The 17,180-nt window shown below is 48.5% G+C and carries 17 protein-coding genes; 8 read left to right on the forward strand and 9 right to left on the reverse strand.

What is annotated here, in order from left to right:
* Positions 1-10: 10 nt before the first annotated feature.
* A complete protein-coding gene (locus tag AC6R0S_RS09895) occupies positions 11-691 on the forward strand; it encodes an HI_1241 family integral membrane domain (protein WP_500637822.1) in 681 nt (226 codons plus the stop codon).
* A 69-nt stretch (positions 692-760) separates the two neighbouring features.
* On the forward strand, positions 761-961 hold the full coding sequence (locus AC6R0S_RS09900; protein ID WP_334550693.1) for a DUF4250 domain-containing protein: 201 nt from the start codon (positions 761-763) through the stop codon (positions 959-961).
* A 93-nt stretch (positions 962-1,054) separates the two neighbouring features.
* On the opposite strand, the gene AC6R0S_RS09905 is transcribed toward AC6R0S_RS09900, so the two are convergent.
* Together AC6R0S_RS09905 and ohr are read right to left on the reverse strand one after the other, a co-directional pair.
* Positions 1,055-1,966 carry a LysR substrate-binding domain-containing protein gene (locus AC6R0S_RS09905; RefSeq protein ID WP_500637823.1) on the reverse strand — a complete coding sequence of 304 codons (912 nt, stop codon included), beginning with the start codon at positions 1,964-1,966 and terminating at the stop codon, positions 1,055-1,057.
* Between the two features lie 156 nt (positions 1,967-2,122).
* Positions 2,123-2,545, reverse strand: coding sequence for an organic hydroperoxide reductase Ohr (ohr, locus tag AC6R0S_RS09910; RefSeq protein ID WP_500637824.1), 423 nt, complete (start codon positions 2,543-2,545; stop codon positions 2,123-2,125).
* Positions 2,546-2,658: 113 nt separating this feature from the next.
* On the opposite strand from ohr, the gene ohrR reads away from it, so the two are divergent.
* Positions 2,659-3,120, forward strand: coding sequence for a transcriptional regulator OhrR (gene ohrR, locus AC6R0S_RS09915; protein ID WP_500637825.1), 462 nt, complete (start codon positions 2,659-2,661; stop codon positions 3,118-3,120).
* 24 nt (positions 3,121-3,144) lie between these two features.
* On the opposite strand, the gene AC6R0S_RS09920 is transcribed toward ohrR, so the two are convergent.
* Both AC6R0S_RS09920 and AC6R0S_RS09925 read right to left on the reverse strand, forming a co-directional pair.
* On the reverse strand, positions 3,145-5,655 hold the full coding sequence (locus AC6R0S_RS09920) for a response regulator (protein ID WP_500637826.1): 2,511 nt from the start codon (positions 5,653-5,655) through the stop codon (positions 3,145-3,147).
* A complete protein-coding gene (locus AC6R0S_RS09925) occupies positions 5,648-6,073 on the reverse strand; it encodes a hypothetical protein (protein ID WP_500637827.1) in 426 nt (141 codons plus the stop codon). The genes AC6R0S_RS09920 and AC6R0S_RS09925 overlap by 8 nt, the downstream gene beginning before the upstream one ends.
* 480 nt (positions 6,074-6,553) lie before the next feature.
* On the opposite strand from AC6R0S_RS09925, the gene ihfA reads away from it, so the two are divergent.
* A complete protein-coding gene (gene ihfA, locus AC6R0S_RS09930) occupies positions 6,554-6,850 on the forward strand; it encodes an integration host factor subunit alpha (protein ID WP_334550680.1) in 297 nt (98 codons plus the stop codon).
* A 111-nt stretch (positions 6,851-6,961) separates the two neighbouring features.
* Here the strand turns inward: ihfA and AC6R0S_RS09935 are convergent, their stop codons facing one another.
* Positions 6,962-7,282: an HI1450 family dsDNA-mimic protein gene (locus tag AC6R0S_RS09935; RefSeq protein WP_334550678.1), complete on the reverse strand. Its 321-nt coding sequence runs from the start codon at positions 7,280-7,282 to the stop codon at positions 6,962-6,964.
* Position 7,283: 1 nt separating this feature from the next.
* Positions 7,284-7,850 carry an elongation factor P-like protein YeiP gene (gene yeiP, locus AC6R0S_RS09940; RefSeq protein ID WP_334550677.1) on the reverse strand — a complete coding sequence of 189 codons (567 nt, stop codon included), beginning with the start codon at positions 7,848-7,850 and terminating at the stop codon, positions 7,284-7,286.
* A gap of 139 nt (positions 7,851-7,989) precedes the next feature.
* Here yeiP and AC6R0S_RS09945 point away from each other — a divergent pair, with 139 nt between their 5' ends.
* Positions 7,990-8,757 (forward strand): nucleotidyltransferase domain-containing protein, encoded by a 768-nt coding sequence (locus AC6R0S_RS09945; RefSeq protein ID WP_500627956.1) that lies wholly within the window; start codon positions 7,990-7,992, stop codon positions 8,755-8,757.
* Here the strand turns inward: AC6R0S_RS09945 and AC6R0S_RS09950 are convergent.
* The 3 genes from AC6R0S_RS09950 to AC6R0S_RS09960 all read right to left on the reverse strand — a co-directional run bounded on the left by AC6R0S_RS09950 (position 8,754) and on the right by AC6R0S_RS09960 (position 13,702).
* Positions 8,754-11,117, reverse strand: coding sequence for a DNA polymerase II (locus AC6R0S_RS09950; protein WP_500637828.1), 2,364 nt, complete (start codon positions 11,115-11,117; stop codon positions 8,754-8,756). The genes AC6R0S_RS09945 and AC6R0S_RS09950 overlap by 4 nt on opposite strands.
* A 95-nt stretch (positions 11,118-11,212) precedes the next feature.
* Complete coding sequence (locus AC6R0S_RS09955) at positions 11,213-13,075, reverse strand: Lnb N-terminal periplasmic domain-containing protein (protein ID WP_500637829.1); 1,863 nt, start codon at positions 13,073-13,075, stop codon at positions 11,213-11,215.
* Positions 13,076-13,216: 141 nt separating this feature from the next.
* Positions 13,217-13,702, reverse strand: coding sequence for a DUF3015 domain-containing protein (locus tag AC6R0S_RS09960; protein ID WP_334550671.1), 486 nt, complete (start codon positions 13,700-13,702; stop codon positions 13,217-13,219).
* 360 nt (positions 13,703-14,062) lie between these two features.
* Here AC6R0S_RS09960 and uvrY point away from each other — a divergent pair, with 360 nt between their 5' ends.
* From uvrY to pgsA, 3 genes are all read left to right on the forward strand, one after another.
* Positions 14,063-14,707, forward strand: a complete 645-nt coding sequence (gene uvrY / locus AC6R0S_RS09965; RefSeq protein WP_334550669.1) for a UvrY/SirA/GacA family response regulator transcription factor — start codon at positions 14,063-14,065, stop codon at positions 14,705-14,707.
* Positions 14,707-16,539 carry an excinuclease ABC subunit UvrC gene (uvrC, locus tag AC6R0S_RS09970; RefSeq protein ID WP_500637830.1) on the forward strand — a complete coding sequence of 611 codons (1,833 nt, stop codon included), beginning with the start codon at positions 14,707-14,709 and terminating at the stop codon, positions 16,537-16,539. Before uvrY ends, uvrC begins: the two co-directional genes overlap by 1 nt.
* 78 nt (positions 16,540-16,617) lie before the next feature.
* A complete protein-coding gene (gene pgsA / locus AC6R0S_RS09975) occupies positions 16,618-17,175 on the forward strand; it encodes a CDP-diacylglycerol--glycerol-3-phosphate 3-phosphatidyltransferase (RefSeq protein ID WP_334550665.1) in 558 nt (185 codons plus the stop codon).
* Positions 17,176-17,180: the final 5 nt, after the last annotated feature.

Below are 17,180 nucleotides of genomic sequence, written 5' to 3' on the forward strand. Positions count from 1 at the left end.
CTGACAGATTATGATTCCTGATTTGCTTGCCTCTTTCGCACCGATGTTGCTCGGCGCGCAATTGATATTAACCCTTATTCTCGTTAAAGGGGACATCTGCCCGGGCCAGCGTGGGCGTATTCATAAGGTATTACCCGCGATCGCGATTTTGTGGTTAGCGGTCGCCTCCTTACGTATTGAAGCCATGATGGTGGTGTTCGCTATCGGCTATTTCTATTCTCAGGTTCAAACTAAGAAAACACGAGTGCAAGGACCGTTATGGGTGATGTACTTGGCGAATGGTTTAGCGCTGGCTTACGTTGGAATCATGATAACTGAACAATCGAGCTTTGCCTCTGGATTGAGTGTTTTGGTTCAGATTGTGTTGCTAGGCGGATTGTTTGCCCATTTGCTGTTGACGGTGGCAAAAACGAGATTGCAAGCGTTTCATCGAATTTTACCTGTCGCGGGGGTGGCTTCTGCGATGATGATGAGCATTGCTGTGCTGCTTAAAGCGTCGGCATTGGACGAGCAGACACTCACCATGGCAACGCAGCCGTTGCTGGTCAGTTTTGCGCTGCTTATCAGTGCTGTGGTGGTCTGGAGCTGGCATATGTTGCTCAGTAAAAGCATCACTAAGCCGCAGTTGGCGGTTGCACTGGTGATGCTGCTGGGTGCGGTGACGGTTAACCAGGGCTTATTCGTTCTTTAGTCTCGGTCACTGTTATTTTTCTGCTGAAGGTCTAAGCTTGTGTTATCAACACGACAAAGGAGCGCAGCGATGGATCTTAGTAATGTTGGCCGTTTCGATAGCACGATTTTACTTGGTATCGTGAACGAGAAACTGAGACTGGAATGTGACAGTCTCGAAGAGTTGGTAAGCACCTATGAAATGGATGCAGAGACAGTGATTGGCAAATTGGATGTGCTTGGCTACCAATATGACCCGCTCACCAACCAGTTCAAGTCGAACCAACGATAGGACTTCACTCAATTCAGCGTCGATGTCGGTTCAATGCTTGACAGCGAAGCCAGGTATCGGCGCGACGAACTGTCTCGGTGTAACCTTTAGAGGTTACACCGTTTTTATGCCCTCTAAATGACTTTTCGACTGTTGCCGAGCGGTATGGAAAAACGCTTGTAAATAGCGTTTGCCCTTATCACTGTCTCTGGTAGCCGCGAACAGCCGACGCCACAGTCCGGATCCCAAAGGAATACTGGTGATCAAACCCTGACGAGAAAACTCACTGATTGCCCAGTTAGGTAACGCCGCGATACCGAGCCCCGCGGACACCATCTGCACCAACATCAGCGTATTGTCTGCTTGTTTCCACTTTGCCGGCTCCACCCCTGCCGGAGTCAAAAAGTGTTTCACTACATCTAAGCGTTTTTTCTGCACTGGATAGGAAATCATGGTTTCGCCTTCAAGATCGCGTGGCTCGATACGGTTTTTTGTCGCAAGCGGGTGCGTGGTCGAGGTGATCAAGCGCATTTCGAAGTCGAAGAGTGGTTCATAGTGAATTTCAGAGCGTGGTTGAATATCTGAAGTAATGACCAGATCCAACTCGCCACTGATCAATGCGGGTAGGGGTTCAAACGAGAAACCCGATGAAAAATCGAGTGTGACACTGGGCCATGCAATTTGATACTCACGCAGCGCAGGCATCAACCACTGAAAGCAGGAGTGGCAGTCTATCGCCATGTGCAGGCGTCCGTTGACGTCTTCTTTGAGGCTTGCCAACTCATTTTCTGCGCGCGCAAGCTTGGGCAGAACCTCATCGGCGACACGAAGTAAGATTTGTCCTTCAGAAGTGAATTTCACCGGACGAGTTTTACGCAAAAAGAGCGGACTGCCTATGCGAGACTCGAGATCTTTGATTTGATGAGAAAGGGCCGATTGGGTCAAGTGCAGTGACGTTGCGGTTGCGGTGAGTGATCCGGTATCTCGCAGTGATACTAATGTTTTCAGATGCTTAAGCTCGATCATTAATTTATTTCAACCTTTCCCTGTCTCAGATGAATAAAACTAACTTACTCGTTTTTTATGGGCGTGTAAACATCTAGACGTCCAATTTGATTTAATATACATTCTATAACAACAACGCCGACCCAATGGGTCGGCGTTGTTGTTGTAGGGATTGGTTTACAGTGCTTGACCATTCACCGTGACATTAACGTCAATGTTGCCACGAACGGCGTTGGAGTATGGACACACTTGGTGAGCGATTTTCGTCAGTTCTAGTGCTTGCGCATCGTCGAGAGCGAGTGCGACGTTCAAGCTCACGGTGAGTGCAAAGCCACCTTGCTCATTTGGACCGATACCGACTTCAGCGGTCACTGGCGCTTCTTTCAATGTGACCTTGCCTTCACGCGCAACGTGGAGCAGAGCGTTAGAAAAACAGGCGGCATAACCTGCGGCAAATAGTTGCTCTGGGTTGGTCGCTGCACCGGTACCACCCATCTCTTTCGGATAAGCAAGGCTAAGCAAAAGTTGACCGTCGTCAGTTTGAACCTGACCGTTACGGCCAGCAGATGCGGTTGCTTGAGTTTTGTAGAGTGTGCTCATAGGTATCTCCTTGGTTATTTAAGTTGTGCGCAATTTAATTGTTTGCAATCATATATCGAACCCAAGTTGTTTTGCAACTATATTGTGCACAATTTATTTTTAAGGTTAATGCTATGGACACTTGTCATTTGACGCCCCCCTTGAGTGATGAGGATAAAATAAAACTCGAGAATCAAGTCTGTTTTCCACTATACAGTGCGGCTAACGCAGTTGGCCGAGCATACAGACCGCTACTGGATGCATTGGATCTCACTTACGCGCAATACCTAGTGATGATGGTGCTGTGGGAGCAAGATGGCGTCAGTGTCAAAGAGCTGGGTGCTCGGTTATACCTCGATTCAGGGACCTTGACGCCACTGTTAAAACGTTTGGAAAACAAAGGGTTTGTAGAACGAGCGCGCAGTGAGAGTGATGAGCGCGTGCGGGTCCTCAATCTCACCTCGCACGGAAAAGCGTTGAAGCAGCAAGCCCTTACCGTGCCCACTGCGCTGTCATGTAAAATCAATTTACCCCTGGAAGAGATGGTGATGCTCAAGCAGCTATGTGAAAAAGTGCTTGAGCGTCTAGGTGAGTGAGGGAGAACGCCTCACTGCGTATCGTTACAACACTTCTTCTTTGTTAAAGAAACGGTTGAGCACACTCGCCAAGGCCTCTTTGGTAGCTGGCTTGGTGAGGCGACCATCCATCAGCTTGGCCATTTTCGTTACACTGGCGCTCTCTGCCTCTCCGCTGAGCGCAATAATAGGAATGCTTGGGTAAGACTCCTTGATGCGTCTCGAGGCTTCAAAGCCATCCATGACCGGCATCTGGATATCCATAAACACCAACTCAACGGGATTATCGTGAATGATGTCGAGCGCGGTTCGACCGTTATTTGCCATAATCACTCGATAGCCCAGTTGTTCCACGTACAGTTTGACTAACGCGCGTTGCACTTCTTTATCATCCACCACCAACACCACTGGCGCGCCCGGAGCGGTAGGGCTCGAAACCACTTGGCGATCACGCGGTTTTACTTTATTTGGAGGCTCAGCGGCGGGCGTTGATTTATTCGGCGTTATAACGGGCTTTTGCGTGGTGGGGGGAAAGCTTAACGTGAACTCCGTAAATTTACCTTGTTCTGAGCGGCACTGAATTGCCCCACCAAACGCTTTCATCACGCGTTGACAATAGCCCAGACCTAGCCCGCTACCACCACTCTTACGGTGACTGAAGAAATCATCAAAAATACGCTCAAGAAGATCCGCTGGAATACCTGGGCCAGTATCAGTGACAACGAGCCGGTTGTCGTTCTCCCCAAGCACGGTTTCAATGGTGATGTGGCTATCTGGGTAAGAGTCAAAATAGTAAATGGCGTTGCGAAGGAGATTGAAAATAACAAAATTAAACAGTGTCTCGTTTACCTTGGCGACAAAATCTTGATTCAGTTTTAGGTGGACACGGCGGCGAGTGGGTTCATCGTCAAAGCCATAGTTTTCGACAGCGCTGCGCACGCAGGCGCTGATCGATGTTGCCAACGCGGGCTCTTGATCCAGCGAGGCACTGTTCACCTCTCGCAATATGATATCGATCAGCTGGCGGCCACGCAGGACGGCTTGCTTGCCGCTGTCGACGTGTGTCATCAATTCAAAATGGGCGGGCAAATGGCGAATTTTTAAGTTGAGATGCTCAAACTCATACTGCACTTGGCTGAGTGGGTTACGCATTTCATGTGCAATGGAATTGGCTAATGCCTGAGACTGTTTGACCTTACGTTCGTAGTTGATGTGCGCTTGAACTTTGGAGAGCACCCGTTGCAGCGCTTCAAGTTCCTCATAGGAGAAGTTTAATCCGCCATCTTTCTCACTTGAGACCAAGACATGCGACAGTTTATTTCGACCTTCATAAATAGGCAGAACTAGGGCGGATTGTGTCTTTTTCATCGCTGAGCGAACTTGACTCAGTTTGCTACTGCCACTTTTCGCCATCGCTTCTTCCACCTCATCGAGCACAAGTGGTGCGGTGTGGGTTTCAAAGTAATCACGGTAAAAGCTTGCTCCTTGAAAGTCATCCAACAAGCGCAGTTTATTTTCAGGTACATCGAGGTAGCGAGCGAGTTTGTCCATCGCTTGCGTTGGTGAGTGATGAAATTCGTTCTCCAACTTGATGATTTTTTCCACCGGAGACACGGGATCGCCATACACAATATAGCTAATGGAACGTTGCAAGCTGCGGTAAAGTTTGGACCAAGATAAGCCAACAATCGCGACTATGGTGACCACCTCAAACGCGTGTGAATCATCAAATATGGGCAGTAAGGTGATGGCAGAAAAATAGACGAACAGTGTCACGGCGAAGCTCAAACCGATATACAGGATATAGCGCGAGCTATAAAAGCGAGAGGTAAGCAGCGCGTAGCCCATGAAGAGCATTTCGCTGACAGACAGTGCAGGTGGTAGCCAAGTCAACGAGAAGTCATTGAGGAAATAAGTAAAGCCAAGCTGAATGACCGCCGTTGAGCACATAAAAATGGCCATGCCAAGAATCATGTAGTTGATTCGAGTCCGTTGAATACGGTTTTCGCTTGCCGTTAGAGAGAGCAGATTGATAAACGTCAGCACCACTAAGGTGGCCAAACCGAGGAAAAAGGGCTGAGTATACGGACCAAACTCTAATACGAACTGACTGGGGCCTGAAATAGAGGCGCCTTGTACGGTCAAATCCGGTAAAAGGTTACAAGCCAAACCAAAAGCAAATACGCTCCAAGCCACAATGGATTGGAACACGGGGACGCGTTTACTTGCGTAATAGGTGCGCAGCTTAGCGGTAAAATGATACGCAGAAGCGAAGGCGACTAGCGCAGAAATATTGGCGACAATCGCCATCAAGACCGCCGTTTTCTCTCCGAGCAATGGCAGCAATCCGGTATGAAAGTAGTAGTTACTAACAATCCAAATAAACAAGCCAAATGTGTAGGTCACATAGTAAAGATAGCTGTTAAGACTGCTTGCACCGTGCTTTTTATACAGTGAGTAACAGAAGTAACTAGACCAAGTCAGTACCAACATCGCTGTCATAAACAGCACGATGGCCTTGGGGTACATAAGCTCTTGAAGGACAAAATTAAGCATGAGTTCTGGATTTCACCATGGGTTGACGATGTTGTGATTGCGCGTTGTTTTTATCGTTAGGTTGGCAGTATCGATGACCGCTCTGATTGTGATGATTCGCGTCTGTTCTGGAGAGCTCTGGAGTGCTTAGTTTTTGGTAATCATAGTACCTCAGTTCACCTTGTGGGAGGGCGAGTGAATCAAAGTAAGCGCGGGAAGAGAGTTGTTGCTCTAGAGTTGGTGAACCATCATACGAAAGGCAGAGTTTTAAAGCGCGTACACGACAATCCAGTGCTTTTTGAAAAAACACATTCGCCTCTTCGGCATAGTTTTCTTCTACCTGATAAAACCAAGCATGTTTTGCTTCCTCTTTAGAAACGGACGCAGAAATTGGTCTCACCGATAGGGGGCTGTTTGCTCGGGAGCGGTTGGTCGCCATGACGTTGTCGTGTTTATTGTTATGTGAACACTCTTGTTGTTTCACATAATTTGCGCAAATGCAACTTGGTTAATATTCTGGTTGGATCTTAATCCCAAGAAATGATGAGCGTGGTTCGGTGTGCGATGCAACAAAATCTGGATTGCGATAGTTTTGTGATCTAACGCAACTTAAGTGTTGGGTTGTTGATTTGATTATCAAAATGACATTATCCACTAGAATTGGACGATTTTTTCACAGAATTTTGGCATGATTGATCGCTAAGTTGCGTTAAAATCTATTTATAATTCTGATGCTTAGCGTTTCGTCACTGTTGGCTTTCTCGCCAAGTGATAGGCAGATAGATAAAAAAGTTGGCGAAAATCAGAAGCTTGGCATACACTTTTCAAAGTAACGCCGATATGTTGTTGATTGGCTTACCGAAAGTACTGGGTGTTGCCTTGGCGCAACTATGTTTAACACAGCTTTGAGGAAAGTTTTATGGCGCTCACAAAAGCCGATTTGGCTGAAAACCTGTTTGAAAAGCTTGGATACAGTAAACGGGATGCCAAGGAAACGGTTGAAGCGTTTTTCGAAGAGATTCGTAAAGCTCTAGAAAGTGGCGAACAGGTAAAACTGTCAGGGTTCGGAAATTTTGATCTTCGTGATAAGAATGAACGACCAGGTCGAAACCCGAAAACTGGTGAAGACATTCCTATCAGTGCACGCCGTGTAGTCACCTTCCGTCCTGGGCAAAAACTGAAAGCCCGAGTTGAAAATGTGAAAACAGAAGGTTGATCTGACAAACAGCGCCCTGTGCGATGATGGCAGTCCGAATTCCATAAAAAATCCCCAAGTCTTTGACTCGGGGATTTTTGTTTTTATGCCATGGCGATACAAGAGTGGGGGTTAGTCGCGCTTCCACAGGATGTGGCAAAACTTATGTTCTGGATCGCGGCTGACTAATAGACGTGCGAATACGTCATCCAACACGTCATTGTCTTCATTGACGAGTCCAACCCGAACCTCTGCATACGTCTCTTTGTCGACATCAAAGCCAACATGGCCCGCCCAATCTTCTCCGGTTTCAACCAGTTCGGCAGCACCACGGTCATCAAATTGCGCCGTAAACAGAATCACATCTGCGGGCTCAAGATTATCGGGAGCCATCTCTAGAAAGATGTCGTAGGCCGTGTCAATGGTGTCATCGTAAGAAATGAGATCAGACATATTACGCTCGGCTTGTGTATTTACGTTCAGCAGTGTTGATGATGACGCGATCGCCAGTGGCTATGTACTCAGGTACTTGCACGACAAGGCCAGTCGAGAAACGAGCAGGCTTGGTGCGAGCAGATGCTGACGCACCCTTGATCGATGGGTCGGTCTCTTCAATCACAAGTTCAACTGAAGCGGGCAGTTCAAGTGCAACCGCATTGCCGTTGACTAAAACCACGTGTAAGCCTTGAATCTCTTCAGTGATGAATAGCAAGTCATCTTCGATATCATCGCGTTTAAAGGTGTACTGAGTGTAATCTTCATTGTCCATGAAAATGTACTCGTCACCATCAACGTATGAGAATGCTGCGGCGCGTTTGAACATGTCGACAGTGTCAAGTACGTCATCGGACTTGTAGCGCTCATCAACGCGAGCACCAGTCGTGAGATCAGTGCAACGCAGTTTATAAATTTTTGAACCGCCGCGACCGCCAGGAGTCGTCACTTCAATATCTTTGATGAGTAGCGTTTTGCCGTTAGATACAATCGCAAAACCTTTCTTTAGCTCACTTGCCTTAGGCATGAACGTTTTCCTTCATATGGGTGTATTTTGGCGCATTATATATCAGTTATTCTTTGAGAAGGAATAACTTGATTGCACAGAGCGTGTGAGCGATCATTAAAGTCACCATTGATTGACAATAAGTTCAGACTGTTACCGCATGCCTCTTCCCGTTATCGACCCAACTCAACCGTTCCAAGCTCGTTATCAGCCTGCAATAGGGGAGCTGATGGCCTATTTACAAAGTGGGCTGGGTGACAATCTCCACAGCGTTTATCTCTATGGCAGCGTGGCGCGTAAAACGGCGGTCGAAGGGAAGTCCAATATGGATGTCATCGTGATTACGCATCGCTCTTTTAGCGATTCGCGGTCATCTCTGTTTAATACCATCAAATTTCACTTTCAAAAGCGTTATCCGTTTATTACTGGGGTTGCTTTTAAAACTGGTTTAGCCAGTGAGGTGGCGAGTTTAGAGGGTATTCTTTCTTGGGGATTTTTATTGCGTCATTGCGCGGTGTGTATTCATGGTGAAGATCTCTCGGAGTGCTTTGGCGATTATGAGCCGAGTTGGGAAATCGCTAAGCAGTGGAACATGGACGTCGAGGATTGGATTGCCGTGTACCGCAATCGAATTGCGCGCAGCAACAAACCCGAAGACCAAAGTCATGCTCAAATCATCATCGCCAAAAAGCTGCTCCGAGCAAGCTACTCATTGGTGATGGTTCGAGACAAACAGTGGTTCGATGATCCCATTGAGTGCGGCCAGCAATTCTTACGCTACCATCCTGAAAAGCAGCTCGACATTGAGCGCTTGGGGATTTTACTGTCTGGGCGTGTTATCCCTAAACGCTCTGTGGTGGGTCTGTTGGATTCCTTTGGTGATTGGTTGGTCAAACAGTACCAAAAGACGGAATTTAAAATCGGTTAGAACAAGCCAAGTTGAGGCTCACTCAAGCGTGCAAAGTCGAGCCCGATAAAGGGCAGAATTGCATCTGCGACGGGTTTGAGTTGTTTATCAATGTAGTGCTGATAATCAATCGGACTCTTTCGATACTCTTTGGGTTCAGGCCCTTGTGTGGTGATGAGGTATTCGATTCGGCCTTTGTTTTGGTATTGCAAAGGTCGACCAAGTTGCGCGTTTATTTCATCCGCCATTCGAGCGGCTCGCACATGAGGCGGAATGTTCTTTTGATACTCATGAAGTTTGCGCCGTAGCCTTTTCTGATACACTAACTCCTCATCAAAGCGCCCGTCTAACGTCTGCTCGACACAATCTCTAACGTATTGACACGGATCCTCACCGTGAAAGACTAAGCGATAGAGCTCATTTTGAAAGCGCTGTGCCAGTGGCGTCCAGTCTGTACGGGCGCTTTCCAATCCTTTAAACACCAGGTGTTCGTTGCTCTCGGTGACAATCAATCCTGCGTAGCGTTTTTTCGACCCTGTTTCTTGGCCGCGTATCGTTGGCATCAAAAACTTTTTGTAATGGGTTTCGTATTCCAGCTCAAGCATCGAGGTTAAACCGTATTCTTGGCTAAGATGCTCACTCCACCACGCATTAATGTGTGTGGTCAGTTGCTGGCCTATAGCATCAGCTTCTTGCTGGCTTAAGCTTGTCCCTAGTGACACAAAGGTCGAATCGGTATCCCCGTAGATCACTTGATAGCCTTGGGATTCAATCAGGCGTTTGGTCTGCTTCATGATCTCGTGGCCGCGCATGGTGATGCTAGAGGCGAGGCGTGTATCAAAGAAGCGGCAGCCCGAGGAGCCTAATACACCATAGAAGGAGTTCATGATGATCTTAATGGCCTGAGAAAAGGCCTTTTCATTGTTTTTCTTCGCTCTATCGCGTGCGGCCCATAAGGTTTCAATCATGGTAGGCAGAAAGTGGGTGCTGCGGTGGAACTGGCCGCCACGAAAGCCTTCCACCGCGTGGTGGGCCTCTTTACCCACCTCAAGCTTCAGCCCTTCGACTAGCCCGATTGGGTCAATCAGAAAGCTGCGAATGATCGAAGGGTAGAGGCTTTTAAAATCCAGCACCAGCACCGAATCGTACAAACCCGGGATTGAATCCATCACATAGCCCCCGGGACTGGCTAACCAGTTTTCAGGCTGTAAGTTGGGTGCCACGTAACCGGCGCGATGGATCTGCGGTAGGTAGAGGTTGGTGAATGCGGCGACAGAGCCTCCGACGCGATCCAACTCAACACCGGTTAACCGCGATCGTTCGATGGCAAAATCGAGCAAATGGGTATGGGCGAAGATTTTATTGACCAATACACAGTCTTGCAGGTTGTAGCGGGCGAGAGAGGGTTTGTCGTGTCGAAACATGTGGTTAATTTCATCCATGCGATCATGGACGTTGTGGATCTGTTTCCCTTCGCCAAGAAGCTCCTGAGAAACGGACTCCAATGACCAACTGCGAAAGTGGTAAGTCGCGGTTTTTAACGTGTCGATACCGTCCATGACGACGCGACCTGGGATCGAGATGAACGCTTGGCCGGTCGACGCAGATGAGCGGAAGTAGGCTTTTTGGTTGCCTCGCCCTAAGTAGAGCGCCATCTTGTGCCATTGGGCTCGTTTATCGAGCAAGCGAAAGTCAAAATCAATCACGTTCCATCCGATGACCACATCGGGATCATAGGTTTGGAACCAGTGAACCAGAGCTTGGAGGAGGGCTTTCTCATCACTGACCCACTCTATCGGAGTATCGGCGGCTTGTGGCGTACCCACCATAATCACGCGACTGTCTTTGGGGCTGTCTAACCCGATCGAATAGAGTTGGCCTTTTTCGGAGCATTCGATATCAAGCGACACCACATGGAGCGTTGGGGTGTATTGGCCTTGGCGACATTTGGCGTTGCTGACTCGCACATAGCCTGACTTTTGCTCTACGTGACCGACAAACTCTACGCTACCTTGAATAAATCGTTCCATGAGGAATCTATCCGCAAGGCGGATGTCGTCTTCCAAAACGAGGACATCTTGCTGCTTCAACTGTTGGCTGAAGGCCGTCGCCGTTTGAATGGTGGCACTGTAGCAAGCCGCGAGAGGGGTGTGGGTAAAGTCTTTCAGTTCGAGGGGTTGGATAGTGGCATCGAACCCATGCTGTAAGTTGATCTCGCGCGCTTGGTCTATATGCGATTGCGGGATAAAGAACACGGGTTTTTCGCCCTCAATGACCAGTTGCATCGGCCCTTGCACGGTAGAGAGCCAGAGGTCAATTTGAGTGCGGCGTCCAACATCGCGTGCTTGGCGTGTCAGTAAAAAACCGTGTTGAATGGTCATAGTAAAGCGTGTTCCTTGGTGAGCATGATAACCCCAATTGGATGCTGTTATGGGGCATGCTCGCCCAGTGTAGCACAGGCGGCTAAGGGATAACGTTAGTAATAAACGTAAGCCGTCAACTGCGCGAGAAGCTCGTCACGATGCCAGTGCCGGTAGCTTACTTCACTGCGAAGGGCGAAATCTGACGTCATGGACCAATGCCAGTGGGTACTGGCTTGCGCTTTGTGAGAGGCAGGAGAATCGAACAGACTAAGGTACTGCCCCTGTACGCTCACTTTATGCGCCTGATTGATTTGATAGAGCAGGCCCACCTCAGCCCCTGCGCCGAGAGTGGCTTGGTAGTCGGTCAGCGCACCACCACTTAATTCAGCGGAGAGCAGCGTATAGCCGTGTACGAGATTGGGGTCCCCCCATGCCTTTCCCACTCCCCCTTGGCCGAACCAGCGTCTGGACGTGTTGGTGCTATCGGGCTGTCTGTCAAAGCCTGTGCGAATATTCCATGCCCAACTGCTGAAGACGCGATTACTCGGCGCAAGCGCCATTGCGTCAATAACATACAGCTTCTCTAACCGGCTTGTGCCGTTGTCATCAAGGCTCATTTGCGCATCAAGAAAGCTAATTTGTGCGCCGGGAATAAATCCAGCTTGCGAGTCTAATAGATCATGATACGCGGCGCGCCAATCTAAGGTCAGCCGATGACGGTTGAGATCGGAGTAGCGGTAGCCTAGCCCGACACGCGCAGAACCATGCCCATCTTCAGGCGATACGCTAGGTACGGGGACGTCGCTGAAGGGTGAGGGGGTTTTAATGATACTGCGTTGATACAAAAGATCGGTGAGCTGTTTGGCGGTAGGGTCGCGTTCTAACCCTAGGTCGTAGAGCTCAAAGTTAAGCCACTCATAGGCGAACTCAAGGATCGCCGCACGTTCTGCATCACTGTATTCTGATGCGCTAGGGTAGATGCCCTTTTTTGCGCGTTGCGCCGCAGCAAAGCGCTCATCACTCATCGACTGCGATTGATGCAGTAAGCGTGTACCAAAGGCCGCACGATACTGCGGCGCGGCTAACAGATCTTGCGCAGCGAGGGCTTTGACTGTATCCGAAGGAATGGCCTGAACGGGGAACTGATCGACTAAATAGAGATCTTCACGAGCCAATTCCAAAAGAGCGAGCAGTTGGTAAGAGCAGTTTTCATCCAAGAAATAGTAATCAAATTGAGCTTGCTGCATTTCCCAGAGATGCAGTAAGACCCGTTCCACTTCATCTTCTGTTAAGTTGAGGGGGTATTCCCAAATATCTCTCGACTCGATGTCATTGTATTCCCTTACCTTTCTGTAATAGGGCATCACGGTATAGCGACCTGGATAAGCGCCAAACAACCCTTTCATCGCATAGAGTGCTGCGTTGTCTTGCGTTTCCGGCTCCGCGGCGAAATTCACCGCAAACGCCACTAACTCTTTATGACGCGTCTGGTCTTTGGCGTCGACGCGCAGCAGGGTGTGGCCAAACATGGAGGACGGGTTATTCATAAAAGCAGTAGGAAACACCAGTGTGAGTCCTTGAGGATCCAGTACCGCCTTCCATGTCTCCAACTCCGGGCAGTCGAGCGTCGCTCGTCGTCCTTGTTGCTCTTCAAGCCAAGTAAAGCGTGCGGGAAATTGGCACCTTGCAATGTGGGCTTGTGCTTCCTTCTGCTGATAGAACGCATGAATAGTCGCCTCAAGCTCTCGCTCTGGCGAACGCTTACCCTGTGCAGAGAAAAAGAATTCGTCCGAATCTACTTGGCTCTCTATACGGCCAGACCAATGGCTCTGATAGTGGCCCAGTTTCTGCCAATATGAAGAGTGAGCTAACGTTGCGACGTCTAGTGCGACCTCAGTCGGCGACTCGGCTTGCGCCAAGCAAAGAGGGGAAGAAAGTGCAAGTAAAGCGCCAGTGAGTGGCATCAGTTTTTTCATAGGTGGTCGGGGAGATCCTAAATCGGCTTGCGATGACTTTAACGCCAACATGCTGATAATACGAGTGTTACAGTGATATTCAATACAAGTTTGAGGGGATAAAAGACGCCACACAAGCGTGCAGCGCCTTTTAAGCGAGGATTAAATCGCGTAGTTGGCCAGTGTTTGGTCGCTTGAGACCAAGGCGTTGAGGTTGGTGAACACCTCTTCAGAGGTGACGTTTTCAGACTGGAACACTTGCGAGAAGTTCTCTTGCGCTAGCGTATTGAACGCGCCTTTATCTGATTCTTGGATGCCCCACACTTCAGAAAGTGTCGCGAGCGTTTCACCTTCGCCTTTCGCGATGTCACGCGCAAGATTGTCCATGTTGCCATCGATAAACAGGGCTAATTTCTGCGCTGAGTTGATCGTGCCGTTGCCATCACATCCCAATGTACCAAATGTAATACCAAAGGTTTGGTTACCGAACGTACCGTTTGTTGTGGCGCCTAGCACTTTGAAGACTTTGCCAGATTGACCATCAAAAATCATGGTACCTAGACCACAACCGATATCAGAATCGGCCATTGCGACGTTTGAGAGAGGAAGAGTTGAAGCCAGTGCTGCCACTGCGAGAAGCTTTTTCATACCATATCCTTATATCATTATGGTTCGTCAGCTTAATGCCAACGAGGGTTATGCAACGCAATTCGTTACATCCTTTTTATGAATAGTTGAAATTGATTGCATTTTCAATGCATAGCTACGAATAAAGCATTCATGCTCCAAATGTTGAGAATCTATCGCTTTAAATAGTGTCAAACTATTGATTCTTAGGTTAATTAAGTGCAGTCCAACAGTTATGAAAATAAGTTCTTGCTAAACTTTGCGTTTGGGCACATATTCAGTGCAGGCAATAAAAACCAAAATGAGTTAAACTAGGCAGCCATGCTGTTATCCACTGTATAAGTGGGTGCAGAGCCAAGTTAAAAGTGTGGAGATACAAGTTTGATAAATGTTTTCCTTGTAGATGATCACGAGCTGGTTCGCACAGGGATACGACGTATTATTGAAGACGTCCGTGGAATGAACGTAGCAGGGGAAGCTGTAAGCGGTGAAGATGCAGCAAAATGGTGTCGTAGCAATCATGCAGACGTCATTTTGATGGATATGAATATGCCCGGTATTGGTGGCTTAGAAGCGACAAAGAAAATCCTGCGATTCAATCCAGATGTAAAAATCATTGTTTTGACTGTTCATACGGAAAATCCGTTTCCAACGAAAGTGATGCAAGCGGGAGCTGCCGGTTATTTAACCAAAGGTGCAGGTCCTGATGAAATGGTCAACGCGATCCGCGTTGTTCACAGTGGTCAGCGTTACATCTCACCAGAGATAGCGCAGCAGATGGCATTAAGCCAATTCTCACCCGCCTCTGAAAATCCATTTGCTGATTTATCAGAGCGTGAGCTGCAAATCATGATGATGATCACCAAGGGGCAAAAAGTGACGGATATTTCCGAACAACTGAATCTTAGCCCCAAAACGGTAAACAGCTATCGCTACCGTTTGTTCAATAAGCTGCACATCAGTGGCGATGTTGAATTGACGCACCTAGCGATACGACATGGAATGCTCGACACCGAGACCCTCTAGTGACACAAACGTTTGACTCGGTAACCTTCCTTAAGACTGTGACCAATCAGCCCGGTGTGTACCGCATGTACAACACCGAGGCTGAGGTTATTTATGTCGGCAAAGCTAAAGACCTCAAAAAGCGCCTCTCTAGCTATTTTCGCAAAAATGTGGATAGCGAGAAGACTCGCGTGCTCGTTAGTCATATCGCCAAGATAGATGTCACCGTTACGCACACGGAGACGGAAGCCCTTATTCTTGAGCACAATTACATTAAGCAGTATTTGCCTAAGTACAATGTGCTATTGCGTGACGACAAATCCTATCCGTACATCTTTGTCAGTGGTCATAAGCACCCTCGGCTTTCAATGCATCGTGGGGCGAAAAAGCGTAAAGGTGAGTATTTTGGTCCGTATCCTGACTCTGGTGCTGTTCGAGAAACGCTGCATCTGATTCAGAAGATCTTTCCGGTTCGTCAATGTGAGGATACGGTATACAGCAATCGCACCCGCCCTTGTTTGATGTACCAAATTGGTCGCTGTGCTGCACCTTGTGTCAGTGACGTTATTTCTGACGCGGAATATCAAGAGTTGGTTGATCTCGTGCGCTTGTTCTTACAAGGCAAAGACAGCCAAGTGCTCTCGACGCTGGTGGAAAAAATGGAGCAGGCGAGTCAGTCACTGCGCTTTGAAGATGCGGCTAAGTTTCGCGATCAGATTCAAGCCATCCGCCGCGTGCAAGAGCAGCAATTTGTCTCTGAAGATTCGATGGACGACATGGATGTACTGGGTTTTGCTCAAGAGAAAGGCATCGCGTGTATCCACATCTTGATGATTCGCCAAGGCAAGGTACTTGGCTCTCGAAGCCATTTCCCTAAGATCCCAGCAGAGACCGATGCACAAGAAGTCTTTCACAGTTTCCTGACTCAGTACTACCTCGCGCACAATGAAGCACGCACCGTGCCGACGCGTATTATCTTAAATGCCGGGTTAAGCGACGAAACCAAAGCGTTGCAAACTGCGCTCAGTGAGCGGCTCGGTCGTAAAGTCCATTTTCATACCAATCCGACAGGGACACGGAGTCGCTACCTCAAACTGGCGAACACCAATGCACTGACGGCAATCACCACTAAGATCAACCATAAAATGACCATCTCTCAGCGCTTCAAAGCACTTCGGGAGGTATTGGGTATGGAGACGATCGCCAGAATGGAGTGTTTTGATATCTCACACACCATGGGTGAGAGTACGATTGCCTCTTGTGTGGTATTCAATCACGAAGGCCCATTGAAGCAAGAGTACCGGCGCTACAACATTACCGGGATCACCGGTGGTGATGATTACGCTGCGATGGGGCAAGCCCTTGAGCGCCGATACGCCAAGCAGCTTGATGTCGAAAAAATCCCCGACATTGTCTTTATTGACGGTGGTAAAGGTCAGCTTAACCGAGGCCATGACATCATTTCGCAATACTGGGGAGATTGGCCAAAGCGACCCAAACTGATTGGTATTGCGAAAGGGGTGACACGAAAACCTGGCCTCGAAACCTTAATCACCACCGATGGTGAAGAGTTCAACTTACCCAGTGACGCGCCTGCTTTGCATTTAATGCAGCACATTCGTGATGAGAGCCACAATCATGCGATTGCCGGGCATCGTGCGAAACGTGGTAAAACACGCCGTACGAGTGCACTTGAAGGCATTGAAGGCATCGGACCGAAACGTCGTCAGGCGCTGCTGAAATACATGGGTGGCTTACAAGAGCTCAAACGTGCGACTGTTGAAGAAATCGCCAAAGTTCCGGGCATTAGCCACTCTTTAGCAGAAAACATCTATCAAGCATTGAAACAATAAGAAAAATCCCGCAACATAAGAGCCCGCCAAAACGGCGGATTGCCAGCCGTACGCACACAAAAAGAGCCTTAAATAAATATGCGTTTAAACATTCCGAACCTACTGTCTTTGTTGCGACTTTTCTTGATTCCCATCTTCGTCGTGGCATTTTACCTTCCTTACGCTTGGGCTCCATTCGCGGCGGCAATGATTTTCTTTGTGGCAGGGTTCACCGATTGGTTAGATGGCATGTTGGCGCGAAAACTGGGTCAAACTTCCCGTTTTGGTGCGTTTATCGATCCTGTTGCGGACAAAGTGCTGGTGGCAACCGCCTTGATTCTGATTACTGAGCACTTTCACTCCATTTGGGTGACCATCCCTGCTGTCACCATGATTGCCCGAGAGATCATCATCTCTGCGTTACGTGAATGGATGGCGGAAATCGGCAAACGCGCCAGTGTCGCCGTCTCTTGGGTGGGCAAAGTGAAGACGGTGAGCCAGATGTTTGCGCTTTGGGTTCTGATTTGGCGTTACGATGATTGGATGATTTGGCTCGGCTACGCGGCATTATACGTCGCGACGTTTCTTACCTACTGGTCGATGGCGCAATACTTGTTGGCCGCCAAAGATGATCTACTCGACGAAGAACATCATTAATCCAC

Source organism: Vibrio sp. R15-SG3-ISO1B (assembly GCF_059833835.1).